The organism is Butyricimonas synergistica DSM 23225 (assembly GCF_000379665.1).
GTDB classification, from domain to species: domain Bacteria; phylum Bacteroidota; class Bacteroidia; order Bacteroidales; family Marinifilaceae; genus Butyricimonas; species Butyricimonas synergistica.
In genome coordinates this window covers 114,054-128,641 of record NZ_KB903370.1, presented here as the reverse complement: position 1 = coordinate 128,641, position 14,588 = coordinate 114,054, and the positions used below count along the sequence as shown (strand labels likewise).

Here is a 14,588-nt window from a genome sequence, read left to right as displayed (position 1 = left end):
ACGAAAAAAGGGGGACGTATCTTTTTTAATTGTATTTTTACCACATAATCGTAAAACGTGAATTTTATGTCCAAAATAATAGCTATCGCGAATCAAAAAGGAGGGGTAGGAAAGACAACAACTTCTGTGAATCTGGCAGCTAGTTTAGCCGTGTTGGAGCAGAAAGTTTTGTTGGTAGATGCAGACCCTCAAGGAAACGCGACAACGGGTGTGGGGTATGATTTGAAAGAATTGAAAGCAACTATATACGAGTGTTTGGTCGATGGATTGGATCCGAAGGAAGCCATTTTAAAGACAGATATCGAGAATTTATTTTTACTGCCGTCAAATATCGATTTGGTCGGAGCGGAGTTGGAGATGCTGAATTTCGATGAGAAAGAAAGTGTCATGGCGAAGATGCTTGCCGGGATAAAAGATGAGTATGATTATATTTTGATTGACTGTTCGCCTTCTTTGGGTTTGTTGACGGTTAATTCTTTAGCTGCGGCTAATTCTGTGATGATCCCGGTTCAATGCCAGTATTTCGCGTTGGAAGGTCTGGGAAAATTGTTGAATACGATCAAGATTATCCAGAAGCGTCTGAACATGGCTTTGGAAATAGAGGGATTTGTGCTGACCATGTATGACGGTCGGGTACGTTTGTCTAACCAAGTGGTGGCAGAGGTGAGAAAGCATTTTGAAGAGATGGTTTTTGACACGTTGATACAACAGAACGTGAAGCTTGCCGAAGCCCCGAGTTATGGGCAGCCTGTCATCCTGTACGATGCGGAGTGTCGCGGTTCCGTGAATTACTTGAGTTTAGCAAACGAGTTACTGGAAAAGAATAAAAAAAGCTAAAAAAATTACGATTTATGATTTACGATTTATGATTGGATATGCGAGATGCTGAATGAATCTGAAATCATAAATCTAAAATCTGAAATTATATTAAGATTATGGCGAAAAAGAGTGCATTAGGTAAGGGGTTAAGTGCGTTGTTGCAGGATGCGGCAGAGGAAGTGAAACCAAGAGGGGGAACTTCTTCCGCTTTGCAGGAGGAACTGAAATTGAGTGATATTCGTCCAAACCCGAACCAGCCGAGAACTATTTTTGATGAAGAGGCGTTGCAGGAGCTTGCCGCTTCGATAAAATCTATCGGTATCGTGCAACCGATCACCGTAAGAGAAGTTGAGGGAGGAAAATATGAAATTGTTGCCGGGGAACGCCGTTTCCGGGCGTCTAAATTAGCGGGATTGGAAACGATCCCAGCGTATATTCGGAAGGTGGAGGAGGAGTCGATGCTGGAATTGGCATTGATCGAGAATATTCAGCGTGAGGATTTGAATGCCATCGAGATCGCTATCTCGTACCAGCGTTTGATCGACGAGTGCAATTTAACTCAAGATGCTCTAAGCGAACGCGTGGGTAAAAAGAGAACGACGATTTCCAATTACCTGCGTTTATTGAGGCTCCCGGCTCCTATCCAGCTGGCGATCAAAAATCGTGAGATCAGCATGGGGCATGCCCGAGCTATTATTAATATAGAAGACCCGGATACGCAGAATATGATTTTCGAGCAGATACTGAAGTATGATTTCTCTGTTCGCAAGGTGGAGGAAATTGTTCGGGAATTGATGCAGCCGGAAGAGACGAAAGAGAAAAAAGCAGAGAAGAAACGGGAACCTATTGGTGATTATATAGAATTGCAATCCCATTTGGCACGTTATTTTGACACGAAAGTGGATTTGAAACGTAACGAAAAAGGGCGGGGAAAAATTGTTATATCTTTTAAGTCCGACAGCGAACTGGAACGTATTGTGGAGTTACTGGATAAGATGGACAAGAAATAGAATTTACGGTGAGAAGGATTTTAAAGAAAATAATTTTGATCATCCCGGTTTTGTTGATAGGTACGGGAATGAAAGCATCGGAATGCCGCATGGAGTTCCCCGTGACTTCACGGGACACGATCGTGGACACGGATTCTTTATTATTCGAGGGAAAGGAAGAGGCATTGAAAGCCTCGATAAAGAAAGACCGTGGGCCGCATTCACCCAAAAAGGCTACTATCATGGCGATGGTACTTCCGGGGTCAGCACAGGTATATAACGGGCAGTGGTGGAAGGTGCCGATTTTGTATGCCGGTATCGGGGCTACGGTGTACGGTTTGTCTTGGAATATGAAGTATTTTAAAAAGTACCGGACCGCTTTCGTGGATTACACGGATTACATAAATAAGCTGGAAGAGAATCCGGATATGCCTTACCCGGAGAATCCCAGCTGGGATAAATTGATGATGCCCGGCAGGAACGCGAGTAATTTCAATTCGAGCCAGCGGAAGCGTTTGCAGGAACAGTTGAAGACTAAAAAGGATAATTATAAACGAAATCGGGATTTGTTGTACATTGTTTCGGGAGGAATATACGTGCTTCAGATTATTGACGCCACGGTGTTTGCGCATTTCTACGATTTCGAGATAAATGATGATATATCTTTGAATGTCCGACCTTCTACCGGATTCTCTCCTGTCAGCGGGGGAACAGTGGGATTAACACTAACTTTTAATTTTTAAAGGGAAAAACATGCGTTGTTTATTTGTATGGTTATGTGCTATTTTATGTTGTAACACGGTATTCGGCGAAAGTGATCGCGATTCGCTGAAAGTGCGGCTTGAGCCGCCATCACGGTTGAATTTACCGGAGCCGGCTTTACTCGTGGATTCTATCCCGGGTGCGATTGTCGAACGGTTGGATGATTTGTATAGTAAATGGTACGTGAATCGTTTACAGGAAGGTAATTACGTGGATTCCGTTTATCTCATGGAATATGATAGCGGTCCGGCAGTACCCGATTCGGTTTATCTGAATCGTTTGGATGCCTTAAATTCGGCTATCAAACTATCGTACAATGATATTGTACGCAATTATATTGAACTTTACACCGTGCGGCGTCGTGCCCAGGTGGGGGCGATGCTGGGGTTGAGTTCTTATTATTTCCCCATGTTCGAGGAGGTTTTAGACCGGGAAGGTTTGCCTCACGAGTTGAAATACTTGCCCGTGATTGAAAGTGCCTTGAACCCGAGAGCTTTTTCCCGGGCGGGAGCTTGCGGGCTTTGGCAATTTATGTATGGGACGGGAAAAATGTACAAGCTGGAAATTAATTCTTTTCTTGACGAGCGCCGTGATCCGGTGAAGTCTACCGAGGCTGCAGTTTGTTTTTTGAAGGATTTGTACAAGATATACGAGGACTGGATTCTGGTGATTGCCGCGTACAATTGCGGACCGGGGAACGTGAATAAAGCCATCCGCCGTTCCGGAAGCAAGAAGAATTACTGGGATATTTATTTCCACCTGCCGAAAGAAACCCGTGGGTACGTGCCGGCTTTTATCGCGGCGATGTACACTTTTAATTATCACAAGGAACATAATATATACCCGCTGGAAAACGAGTTGCCGACGATGTGTGACACGATCATGATTTCGGATGCCTTGCATTTCGAACAGATTGCCAAGCTGATGGATATTTCAGTCGAGCAGATACGGGATTTGAATCCGCAATACCGTTCGGACATTGTGCCTGCCGGGTTCGGGAAGTGTTACGCTTTGCGGATGCCTTATAATCACGTGGGGGATTTCATCGACAAGCAGGATACGATATTCGCTTATAACCGGAATTCTTATTTTAATGACAGTGACCGCACTGCCGACCCGAAAGTTCGTTTCAAAAAATATGCTCACGCTCATGCGGCTCCGAGCAATAAGGCGAAACTGATATACACGGTGAAGAGTGGGGACGTGATCGGGAGAATTGCGACGAAGTTCAACGTGCGCCTGTCCGATTTGAAATATTGGAACGGGATGACGAAAGATCGTATTAATATCGGGCAGAAATTAACGGTGTACGTGCCCAAAGATAAAGTGGCATATTACCAGTCCAAGATTAACGCTAAATATGCCGGGGTGGCGGCGAATGCCGAGGTGGAAGCCGAGTCGTTAGCTGAAGGTGAATTTTTCTATTACACGATCAGACGGGGGGATAATTTGTGGTCAATAGCCCAAAAATACCCGGGAGTTTCTAACCGGGATATTATGAAATGGAATGGTCTTTCTGACAAGACGGCGAAGAACTTGAAGCCGGGACAGAAGTTAAAGATAAAGATTTAACGAGAGGAAGTGAGATTCATAAATGCTTGATAACTCACACATAGAACGAGTTGCAAAAGGTGACCGGGTTGCTTTTAAAAAGTTGCACGAGGAGCTGTATCAGCGGATGTTTTATTACGTGTACAAGATATTACACGATAAGGAACAGGCCGAGGATATTATTCAGGATACCTTTGTCTTGTTTTGGGGTAATCGGAGTAATTTCAATAACTTGTTAGCGGTAAAGACTTATTTATACACGGTTGTTAAAAACAAGGTATTGGCACTTATTCGTGATACTGCTAACCGGAAACGCATCTTGGAAAGTATCGAGTGGGAGGAAAGTACGACAGAGGATAACATCTTGATTTCAGCCGAAATATGTGGACAGGTGCAACAGGCTATTCGGGAACTTCCCACGCAGACCCGTCGAGTCATTGAGTTGAGTATGCAGGAAATGACCGTGGAGAAGATTGCAGAAGAGATGCAGATTTCTCCCAATACGGTGAAGACATTGAAAAAAGCAGGTTATCAGGTTTTGAGGGAAAAATTGAAGCATTTGCGGATGTTTTTATTCTTTTTGTAAAAAAAATCACCATTCTATTCACCCGCTTTTTTGAGTTACGCAATTATAGGGTGTAATTTATAGAAAAGCATATGGATAATATAAGGGATGAAATAGAGATTGCGGACATCGTGGCGAAGAAGTTGTTGAAGGAGAATGAATTGAGTGAAGAGGAAGAACAACAATTGCGAAGATGGTTAGAGGAATCCAGGGAACATGAGGAATTGTTTCAGCAGGTTGTGGGTGGACAAAGCCTTGCCGAGTTCCGGGAGATCATTAGATTGTCTGATCCGGGAGATCAGTGGCAGCGATTGGATCGACTCACGAGAGAAAAGAAATCAATCGGATGGAGAAGGTGGTTGGCTTATGTTGCCGGGGTGGCTTTGTTACTGTCTTTGGGATTGTGGTTCGGTTTAAAACAAATGAAAGAGGACAAGAATGTTGTGCGGATGGCGGTGATAGAATCGGGGAAAATGCGGGCGTTATTGCTTTTGGATGATGGCAGGAAAATTGCCTTGCAGGAGCGTGATACGTTAGTGACCACGGCTTCCTCGAATATTAATATTCAGATGGGGCAAGTCGTCTATGAAATGAAGGACGATGTACAAGAGACCGTTGTTGAATATAACACGATCGTTGTACCCCGGGGGGGGATTTATTCGTTGGTGTTAAGCGACGGGACAAAGGTATTTTTGAATTCCGAATCGGAATTGCGGTATCCGGCAAAGTTTGCAGGAGGGAATAGGAACGTTTATTTGAAGGGAGAGGCTTTCTTTGAAGTGACTCCCGATTCGCTACGACCGTTTATCGTGAACGCTAGAGAGATGCAGACTCGTGTTCTTGGGACCTCTTTTAATATCTTGGCGTATGCGGACGAACCCGCTATACGAACAACCTTATTTACCGGGCGGGTAGAGGTATCAGTGAATGATACCCCGTTGAAAGAGGTGTTGCTGCCGGGGATGCAAGCAAGCTGGGAAATCGGTTCCGATAATATTGGTGTGAAGAAGGTAAACATGGATATACAGTCGCTTTGGCGGGATGGAATAATCATGCTGGACGACGACAGACTGGAGAGCGTGATGCGAATGTTGGCTCGCTGGTACAACGTGACTTACGAGTGGAAAGGCGACCGAAACGCTAGGCATACCTTCACGGGTAAGATTAACCGGAACGAGGATTTGGGAAGCGTGTTGAGTACGTTGACCTTATTGGGAGGACCTCGTTTCGAGATCGTGGGAACGACAGTGTATATATACTAAAAAATAACCGGCGGCATGTGGAAGATGCCCCGGTCATTCAACCTCTTGGGAAACCAAGAAATTATAAAACTAATATTTTACAAATCTATGCAAAAAAATCATGAAATGAAACATCCGAAGATGTTTTCTGCTTCGTGTAGGCGATTATCGGTGATCAGTATGCTGATTTGGATGATGCTTACCTCGCCCTTGCTATTCGGGCAGCAGAGTGGTAAATTAATTTCGTTGAAATTGGACAAGGTAACTCTCCTTGACGCGATGAAGGAAATCAATCGTTTGAGTGGAAATTCGGTCAGTTACAAACGGGAAGAGCTTGAAAAGGCGAACAAACAAGTTTCTTTGAATTTGGAAAACGTTCAAGTGATCAAGGCGGTGGAAACCGTGTTGCAAGGAACTCGTTTGGTTGCAATTGCACAAGGGGAAATTATTTTGATCGTGCCTCGGAAGGATAACGTGGAATCGGTACAAAAAAGCGTGCGGGTGAAAGGGTTTGTGTATGACACCCAGAAACAACCTCTTCCGGGAGTGACCGTGAAAGTGGTTGGGATTCCGTTAGGAACCTCAACTAACACGAAAGGATGGTTTGCTATCGAGCTGCCCATGAAGAGTGGAAAATTGGAATTTTCTTTCGTGGGATATAAAAAGAAACAGATAGATTTCACGGAAAAAACGGACACGTTGAAGATCGTGTTGGAGGAGGATTTGCAGCAGGTGGAAGAGGTCGTTGTGACAGGAATTTTCAATAAGCCGAAAGAGAGCTTTACGGGGGCGGTGTCTGTGGTTACTAAAGAGGACTTAAAGGTAAATTATTCTCGAAATGTGCTTCAGACATTGGCGAATATTGATCCGAGTTTTCGGATTATTCAAAATAATGAGGCCGGTTCGAATCCGAACGTGATGCCGGAGATTCAATTGCGAGGAGCTTCGACAATGTTGGATTTAACGGATCTTCAAAATCAAAAATCTCGCCCGGAATATAATCAGCCCTTATTTATTATGGATGGTTTCGAGGTCGAGTTGGAGCGTGTGATGGATATGAACGAGAATGAAATTGAAAGTATCACGATATTGAAAGATGCAAGTGCGACCTCTCTTTATGGTGCACGCGGGGCGAATGGTGTCGTGGTGATTACTACAACACGGCTTAATGCCGGGGCATTAACCGTGAGGTATGAAGGGCGGGTTAACATTCAATTACCGGATTTGGGAACCTATGATAATCTGATGACAGCCAAGGAAAAGTTCGAGATGGAAAAAGTTTATGGCGTGTGGGATAACTTGAATTCGTATTTACCTAATGGACAATCCGTGCAAGATGCGTATGACGAGATTGAAAATGCGATTGCTGACGGGATAAATTATGATTGGTTGAAGGTGCCGACTCGTACTGGTGTGGGGCAAACTCATATATTGAGTTTTATGGGAAGCCAAGAGGCTTGGAGATACTCGCTTGATTTATCATACCAGGATACGAAAGGAGTAATGAAAGAATCCGACCGTAAAAATTTTAATGGCACGATATCCTTGGGGTACCGTAAAAATAAATGGAATATTTCTCAAGGTTTATCCATAGGTATAAATAATAATCAGGACTCTCCTTATGGAGAATTTTCTTCCTATGCGGCAATGAATCGTTATTGGAAACCCTATGATGAAGACGGTAAGCCTATTGATTATTTTTATCATCCAAAATCAACGTATGGTGGTATTGATAATCCAGTATATGATAAAGAAGTGGGAGTATGGAATAAATCGAAATATTTTAACGTGAGAAGCAGTACTCAGGTGCGTTTTGATATCATGGAAGGATTTAGTTCTATGCTTAGCTTAGGTTTAACCCGTAAGAGTACAAGAATGGATACCTATTATCCCCCTAATCATAAAAATTTTGCATCTATAACTGAAGTGGAACAAAAAGGATCTTTTGCCCGTGGTGATCAAGATATGTCTGATTGGCAATTGAGTTTGAGATTGGATTATGCAAAGGTATTTAATGACAAACACATGGTAACTTTAGGAGCCAATGGGGAATTATCAGAATCGGTATCCGAAAGTGTTCATTGGACGGCTAAAGGTTTTATCGCTTCTAACGTGAGTCATCCGGGAATGTCAATGGGATATCCTACGACTGGAGGTGCTTCGGGAGATAAGAGTAAATCACGCAGGGCATCATTAAGTGTTGCGGCTAATTATTATTATGATCAACGTTACTTTGTGGATGCTTCTTTCACGTATAACGGGGGATCTTCGTTCGGTGCGAATAGCCGTTTCTCTCCTTATTATTCTTTCGGGACCGGTTGGTTGATTAGTAATGAATCTTTTATGAAGGATAATCTTCCTTTTATCAGTCATTTTCGGTTACGTTATTCGGTCGGGATTTCCGGAAATATGTTTGTTGAACCTTCCGTATCCATGGAAGTATTCAATAGAAATTCTTCATACACTTATCTGGGTGGGCTTTGTTGGACTTTAAGTTCGTTTGCCAATCCTGATTTGAAACAACAGAATACTCTTCAACATAATGTCGGGGGTGAGTTGAAGCTTTTTGGCGAGCGTATTTCTTTCGACTTTAATTATTATAATAAATTGACAAATAATACGTTGACGGATATGTATCTTGCCATTTCACACGGTTTTGATGCGATAAAAGGAAACATTGGAAAGATACGTAACGAAGGATTGGAGTGGGGTGTCAGTTGTAATCTTTACAGGAATGAAGCGAAGAAATTAAATTGGTATGTGAACGTGAGATTTAGTAATAATAGGAATACCGTGGTGAAATTGTCGGAAGGATTCAAAACATTAATTGCGTCTCATCAACGTAGTATGTCTACGGCAGCTGATCTGGTGAAATATCAGGAAGGGAAATCCTTGGATGCGATTTACGGCTTGCGTACCGTGGGAGTTGATCCTACTTCCGGACAGCGTATATTTTTGAAGAAAGATGGCGTGACCACCACGTTGGAGCAAACGGCCGATGATTTGGTGTACCTGGGAAACCGTCAGCCTAAGTTGAATGGAAATATCAGCACTTCATTTGCCTGGAGTGGTTTGCGAATCACGGTTGGTTTTGGTGTGAAATGGGGAGGAAAACAAATTAATATGACAGAACTGAATAAAGGAGAAAACATATTTATTTCCTCGAATTTGGATCGACGCTTATTGAAGTACGGCTGGAGTAAACCAGGTGACCAGGCACGTTATAAAAGCCAGTACGGAGATTTCAGTGATATAAGTACGTTCACTTGCGATGCGTTTGTACATAAGGATAACGTGTTTAGCTGTAATAATATCAATATTGATTACTCTTTCCCCAAAAAATGGTTAAAAAGAATAGGGGTGGAAAGTATTGCTGTTTCAACAAGTCTATCGGATATATTCTATTTTTCAACAATAAAACGCGAGAGAGGTACTGATTATCCGTTCTCTAGAAATCCGAATTTCTCTATTTCTTGTACATTCTAAATTTTGAACTATGAAGAGAAAAATTATGTATATATTAGGAGTGTGGGGCGTATTGATGTGTGAGGCCTGCACGGATTGGTTGACAATACAACCGGAAACTTCCATGACTGCCGAAACCTTATTCGCAACGGATGATGGCGTACAACAAGGTTTGAATGGAGCCTATTATATAGCCCAATATATTTATGGACCGACAAGTGCTATGGTGGGAGGGGGAATTGTCGAGGAGATGGCAAATACTTATTCTTTTGCATCGGGAACAGATGGTTATTTGTGGTCCAACCACACGTATGGACAGACGGATAGCCAGGAAAACGTAAACAAGTCAGCGTTTATGCAATCTTATAATCTTATTGCTAATTTAAATTCGTTGATTAATGAAATGGTGAAAAATCGGGATGATATTACCTCGGAAGTGTACGCTATCGTGCGAGGGGAGGCTTTTGCTTTGAGAGCCTGTGCTCATCTTGATTTATTGCGCGTGTATGGTCCGGTTCCATCGAAGACCGATCCGGCAAAAACTTATTTGCCTTACGTGCGTGTGAATAGTAATGAAAACTATGAGTATCATACTTTTGATCAATTTATGGATTATGTACAGGCGGATTTGGATAGTGCGGAATTTTTGTTAGCGCAATACGAGCCGGTTTTGACTACATCATTTTCAAATACGGAGTACACGAGTGCAGAGTGGCCTTATCGTAAAAGCCGTTTGAATTATTATGGCGTGTTGGGATTACAAGCCCGTGCTGCTTTGTGGAGGGGGGATAAGACGAAAGCATTACGGTATGCCAAGTTGGTAAAGGATGCGAGTTATGATAATTATGGTACGATGCAGAATCATTTTCGTTTGACAACACCGTCGGATGACGTGACAAATTATTATACGACGGATAAAACACATTACACGGAGCATATATGCGGGGTAAAGTGTGACAAGTTCTATTTTGATGAGTCATCTTGGAGTTACCGGAGGCTTTCGCTTTCTAATGTTCCTGAATTTGGTGAAGTGCTGTATGGTGCGGATTATAAGGATGATTTGCGTTATCAGCATTTTTGGCGAACCGGAGCGGGATCATGGTATGATGACGAGGGAAATATGTTGCCGGAGTATAGGGTCCTTTCCATTACAATCGGGAAATATAGCGACTTTTCCAGTAGTACGACTTCCGGGGCCAAGATGAATTCGCCGATAGTACGTTTGCCCGAGATGTATTTTATTATCATGGAATGTGGTACGCTGGAGGAAGCCAATGCGGTTTACGAGGAGTATTGTGCTGCCCGAAATATTTCTTATATACCTCTGACAGAGAATGACAGACAAGATCGGGTGATTTTGGAAAGCGTACGTGAATACGTGGGAGAAGGGCAGAATTTTGGGATGTATAAACGGAATAACGTGAGACGTATGGTGGGGGCAATAACGGATTGTACCGAGGAACAATATATTGTACCTATACCGGAAGCTGAATTTATAACAGAAAAATAGTGAATGAGATGAAAAACGCATGGATTACGATATTGTGCAGCGTGTGCTTGTGGAGTGCTTGCACGGAAGAAGTGGTGCCTTCTATTTACACGGGACCGGATGGAATTAATTTCTATTATGACCAGGTTGGGCCTTACGATGCGGATCCGTACCCGGGAGGAAGTTCCGTTCAGTCGGGTTCCTTGTCAAATTCAAGCCCGAGAGATACATTATGGTTTAGGATTCTGGTGATGGGAAACCTAAGTGATAAAGAACGTAGTTTTTCATTGAAGCAGAGTACGCTTTCGGCAATAGATTCTTCTTCGTATTACACGGGAGGAGTAAAAGTGGCTGTTCCGGGAGTGAATTATATAGCGTTTGACGATCCTGAGATGCAGAAATATTACGTGATTCCTCCTGCTGTTTCTTATGTGGATGTTCCGGTGATTATGATGCGGGATCCGGAAGCTTTTGTTGGAAGTTCTAAGTTCTCGATGCAATATTGCTTGCATTTTGAGATTGTGCCTACGGATGAATTGAAAATTTTAGATCCTCGTTTTTATAGAGCGAAATTGACGTTTACTCAATGGAGTTGGTAAGATAGAAAGTTTCAGGGTTAATTTTACTAACCCTGAAACTTGAATAGAACTCCCTTGTAAGGGATGTTTTTGAAACAAGAAATTCTTTAATAAAGTTTATAAATATCTGAGATCCATAAGGTGTGATATATGGGTCTTGGTAAAGTGTATTATGATAAAAAAATGGTGATATGAAAAAGTTAGTATTGTTATTTTTCTGTATGTTTTTAATGTCGTTCTTGTTTGCCCAGACGAATTTTCAAGAATTGGATTTAGCCGGAGCTTTGGAGAAAGCAAAAGGTGAGGGTAAAATGGTGCTGGTAGATTGTTACACCTCGTGGTGTGGTCCGTGTAAAATGATGGCTTCAAAAATATTGCCGTTGAAGGAAGTGGGAGATTTCTTGAACGAGCGATTCGTGTGTGTGAAATATGACATGGAAAAAGGCGAAGGTCCTGAAATCGCGAAAAAGTATGGCGTGGAGGCTTATCCTACATTTTTGTTGTTAAAAGCGGATGGGACTTTGATTCAGCCGCTTGTCGGAATGACCACGACGGGCGAGGAGTTCGTTTACAAGGTGAAATTAGCTTTGGGAGATATTTCGACGGTGAAGATGGATTCGTTATACGCTAACGGTCATCGAATGACCCGCTTCGTGTTGTCGTATTTGAAGGCGTTGCAGGCTACGGAGCAATTTGACAAAGCTCGGGCAGTTTCAAGCGAGTTGTTGAAAACAATGAATGATAGTCAAAAGTCTTTTGGTACCTATTGGTTTATTTACGAGGATATTAATATTTCGCCGATCGGTTCGGAGAACGTGAATTATTTGTTGGATCATGCGGATAATTTCCGGAAAGGAGTGGGAGAAAAAAACGTGAATGCCAAGTTGGCCGCATTGTTGGAAACGCAATTGGAAGATATTCTTCGCGGGCGGAATAAAAATGCCTCATTGGCTGATGTGGAGAAGCTTAAACAACGGTTGGAGGCGTGTAACTTGCCGGGACGGGAGGATTTGTCGGATTACGTGACTTTGGCGAAAGCTATGATCACGAAGGATGCCGGACAGGCTTTACCCGTGTGTAAAAAATTGTTTACCTCGATGTCTGACGAGAAGTTGGCGTATCTGTATTTTCACCCGATATTGACGTTGAAGGGGAAATGGAGTGATGCGCACAAGAAGGAATTGGATAAAATGTCGAGAGATTTGTCTAAGCGGGTAAAGAATGTAGTATTGAAGGACGGGTTGGTGAATTTTGCCAATGCCATGATTCCGAATTTATAGTTTTATGAGTTTCGTGGAGTCCATGAAATGTAAGTTCGTGGGCTCCTCTAATTTATCGCGAGGGAAGGGAACGTGACGATGGTTGAAAATAATCGAGACCGCAAGCTGTGTGATTCCAAATCGGAATTTGAAATTTTAATGATAAGAGATGTAGTATGTTAAAGAGATTGTTATTAATACTTGGAGTAGGGTTGTTGCTCCCTTTCGGGGGATGGAGCCAGGAGGTGGACGATACAAAGGTTTTGAAAAAAGGTGACCGGTGCCCTGCCTTTGTTTTTAAGGATGTGGAGGGGCGAGAGGTGACTTTGGAACAGTTCAAAGGGAAGTATGTGGTCGTGGACGTGTGGGCTTCGTGGTGTTATCCATGCAAGCGGGAATTCCCGAATTTGAAGAAGTTGGAGAAAAAATACGAGGGAAAGGATATTGTATTCGTGAGTGTATCCTGTGACCAATCGGAAAGGAGATGGCAAAATGAACTTGGTTTCTTGCAGACGAAACTTGTCAAACAATGGTGGGCGGGGAATGGCGATTTCATGAAAGCGTTTCAAGTTGTGGCGATTCCCCGTTTGATATTGTTGGATAAGAAAGGGCGGGTGGTAGATTTGAATTTGCCGAAACCTTCGGATGTGAAATTTGAGAAAATATTGAGTAAATTGAAAGGATTGTAAAATATATGATTTTTAATAAGATACTTGTATTGGTGATTTGTGGCTTGCTCTTGTGCGGTTGTAATCGGTTCGCGAGGGAAGGAGAATTTTCGTTAACGGTCACGATGTCGGAAACTGATCTCGGGAATAAGCTTTACTTGTTTTATAAAGGCGAAAATGATAGCGCTCGGGTGGATTCCGCTGTTTACGAGGGGGAAAAATTCATGATGAAAGGACGTGTCGCTTATCCTCAACGAGCACTGATGCGAGTGATGCGGGGAAATCAACGACAGCCGGAAGCCTTTGAGGAAGGCGTGGATTACACGGACGATGCGATATTCGTGTTTCTTGAAAAAGGAGATATACGGGTTGTCGCGAATAAGACGTTGAGAGGGGCAGTGGTGAGCGGGACACCCTCGAATGATGACTTCCGGGTTTACACGGATAGCATTCGCTTTTATCGTGATTGGTTGGATGGCTATCGCGAGAGATTTGGGAAGGCTTACCGGGATAGGGACGGGAAGGCGTTAGATGATTTGAACAGGGAAAATGTAGTTGTAAGGAAGAAAAAGTTTGAGGTCGAGAAAAGGTATTTTGATAGTCACCCGGGCTCTTTCGTGTCGTTGGATTGGTTGGCAAGGAGTTACAATATTGCCCGGGAAAAGTCAACGATTCTTCCTTTATTTGAATCATTGAGTGAAGGGGTGAAAAATTCGATCCCGGGAAAGAAATACAAGGAATTGTTGTCCGCAACTTTATCCGTCGAACCGGGTAATCTGGCTCCCGATTTTACGGCAGAGAATCTTGCGGGTGAAAAAGTTGCGTTAAGTTCTTTTCGAGGACATTATGTGTTATTGGATTTCTGGGCATCATGGTGCGGGCCTTGTCGTCGGGAGAATGTAAATGTGTTGAAAGTGTACGAACGTTTTAAAGAGAAAGGTTTTATGGTGATAGGGTATTCCTTGGATTCTTCCAGGAAATCATGGCAAAATGCTGTCGGACAAGATGCTTTGCCTTGGATACAATTGTCCGGTTTAGGGAGCGGTTGCGTTGATGTGGCAAAGTTATACGGGGTGAGCGCAATCCCCAGTAATTTCTTGATGGATCCGGAAGGAAAAATTTTGGCGGTGGATTTGAGAGGTGAAAAGTTAGAAAAGGTATTAGAGCAAGTTTTTGAACCAAGGTAGGGGGTAAGGAAAACG

The 14,588-nt window shown here is 42.9% G+C and carries 12 protein-coding genes; all 12 read left to right on the top strand.

Annotated features, from left to right (window positions below):
* The first annotated feature begins 66 nt into the window (after positions 1-66).
* The 12 genes from A3CY_RS0116915 (at position 67) to A3CY_RS0116860 (ending at position 14,573) form a co-directional block, all read left to right on the top strand.
* Positions 67-837, top strand: a complete 771-nt coding sequence (locus A3CY_RS0116915) for a ParA family protein (RefSeq protein WP_018339129.1) — start codon at positions 67-69, stop codon at positions 835-837.
* A gap of 98 nt (positions 838-935) precedes the next feature.
* Positions 936-1,829 (top strand): ParB/RepB/Spo0J family partition protein, encoded by an 894-nt coding sequence (locus tag A3CY_RS0116910; protein ID WP_018339128.1) that lies wholly within the window; start codon positions 936-938, stop codon positions 1,827-1,829.
* An 8-nt stretch (positions 1,830-1,837) separates the two neighbouring features.
* Positions 1,838-2,551 (top strand): DUF5683 domain-containing protein, encoded by a 714-nt coding sequence (locus tag A3CY_RS0116905; protein ID WP_231932446.1) that lies wholly within the window; start codon positions 1,838-1,840, stop codon positions 2,549-2,551.
* Positions 2,552-2,561: 10 nt separating this feature from the next.
* The gene (locus A3CY_RS0116900; protein WP_018339126.1) at positions 2,562-4,142 is read left to right on the top strand and encodes a lytic transglycosylase domain-containing protein; all 1,581 of its coding nucleotides are present in this window, start codon (positions 2,562-2,564) and stop codon (positions 4,140-4,142) included.
* 22 nt (positions 4,143-4,164) lie between these two features.
* The gene (locus A3CY_RS0116895) at positions 4,165-4,707 is read left to right on the top strand and encodes an RNA polymerase sigma factor (protein WP_018339125.1); all 543 of its coding nucleotides are present in this window, start codon (positions 4,165-4,167) and stop codon (positions 4,705-4,707) included.
* Positions 4,708-4,778: 71 nt separating this feature from the next.
* On the top strand, positions 4,779-5,948 hold the full coding sequence (locus A3CY_RS22285) for a FecR family protein (RefSeq protein WP_018339124.1): 1,170 nt from the start codon (positions 4,779-4,781) through the stop codon (positions 5,946-5,948).
* Between the two features lie 105 nt (positions 5,949-6,053).
* A complete protein-coding gene (locus A3CY_RS0116885; protein ID WP_169503698.1) occupies positions 6,054-9,413 on the top strand; it encodes a SusC/RagA family TonB-linked outer membrane protein in 3,360 nt (1,119 codons plus the stop codon).
* Positions 9,414-9,423: 10 nt separating this feature from the next.
* On the top strand, positions 9,424-10,902 hold the full coding sequence (locus tag A3CY_RS0116880) for a RagB/SusD family nutrient uptake outer membrane protein (protein WP_081619496.1): 1,479 nt from the start codon (positions 9,424-9,426) through the stop codon (positions 10,900-10,902).
* An 8-nt stretch (positions 10,903-10,910) separates the two neighbouring features.
* Positions 10,911-11,480, top strand: coding sequence for a hypothetical protein (locus tag A3CY_RS0116875; protein WP_018339121.1), 570 nt, complete (start codon positions 10,911-10,913; stop codon positions 11,478-11,480).
* A 170-nt stretch (positions 11,481-11,650) separates the two neighbouring features.
* Complete coding sequence (locus A3CY_RS22280) at positions 11,651-12,739, top strand: thioredoxin family protein (RefSeq protein ID WP_051082754.1); 1,089 nt, start codon at positions 11,651-11,653, stop codon at positions 12,737-12,739.
* A gap of 155 nt (positions 12,740-12,894) precedes the next feature.
* Positions 12,895-13,407 (top strand): TlpA family protein disulfide reductase, encoded by a 513-nt coding sequence (locus tag A3CY_RS0116865; protein ID WP_018339119.1) that lies wholly within the window; start codon positions 12,895-12,897, stop codon positions 13,405-13,407.
* Positions 13,408-13,412: 5 nt separating this feature from the next.
* A complete protein-coding gene (locus tag A3CY_RS0116860) occupies positions 13,413-14,573 on the top strand; it encodes a TlpA disulfide reductase family protein (protein ID WP_018339118.1) in 1,161 nt (386 codons plus the stop codon).
* The last annotated feature ends 15 nt before the right edge of the window (positions 14,574-14,588 follow it).

What these genes read in the sequence shown, in the direction of transcription:
- A3CY_RS0116895 (WP_018339125.1), top strand. Translation starts at nt 4,165, where the DNA reads ATGCTTGATAACTCACACATAGAACGAGTTGCAAAAGGTGACCGGGTT.
- A3CY_RS0116915 (WP_018339129.1), top strand. Translation starts at nt 67, where the DNA reads ATGTCCAAAATAATAGCTATCGCGAATCAAAAAGGAGGGGTAGGAAAG.
- A3CY_RS0116865 (WP_018339119.1), top strand. Translation starts at nt 12,895, where the DNA reads ATGTTAAAGAGATTGTTATTAATACTTGGAGTAGGGTTGTTGCTCCCT.
- A3CY_RS0116900 (WP_018339126.1), top strand. Translation starts at nt 2,562, where the DNA reads ATGCGTTGTTTATTTGTATGGTTATGTGCTATTTTATGTTGTAACACG.
- A3CY_RS0116875 (WP_018339121.1), top strand. Translation starts at nt 10,911, where the DNA reads ATGAAAAACGCATGGATTACGATATTGTGCAGCGTGTGCTTGTGGAGT.
- A3CY_RS22280 (WP_051082754.1), top strand. Translation starts at nt 11,651, where the DNA reads ATGAAAAAGTTAGTATTGTTATTTTTCTGTATGTTTTTAATGTCGTTC.
- A3CY_RS0116860 (WP_018339118.1), top strand. Translation starts at nt 13,413, where the DNA reads ATGATTTTTAATAAGATACTTGTATTGGTGATTTGTGGCTTGCTCTTG.
- A3CY_RS0116880 (WP_081619496.1), top strand. Translation starts at nt 9,424, where the DNA reads ATGAAGAGAAAAATTATGTATATATTAGGAGTGTGGGGCGTATTGATG.
- A3CY_RS0116885 (WP_169503698.1), top strand. Translation starts at nt 6,054, where the DNA reads ATGAAACATCCGAAGATGTTTTCTGCTTCGTGTAGGCGATTATCGGTG.
- A3CY_RS22285 (WP_018339124.1), top strand. Translation starts at nt 4,779, where the DNA reads ATGGATAATATAAGGGATGAAATAGAGATTGCGGACATCGTGGCGAAG.
- A3CY_RS0116910 (WP_018339128.1), top strand. Translation starts at nt 936, where the DNA reads ATGGCGAAAAAGAGTGCATTAGGTAAGGGGTTAAGTGCGTTGTTGCAG.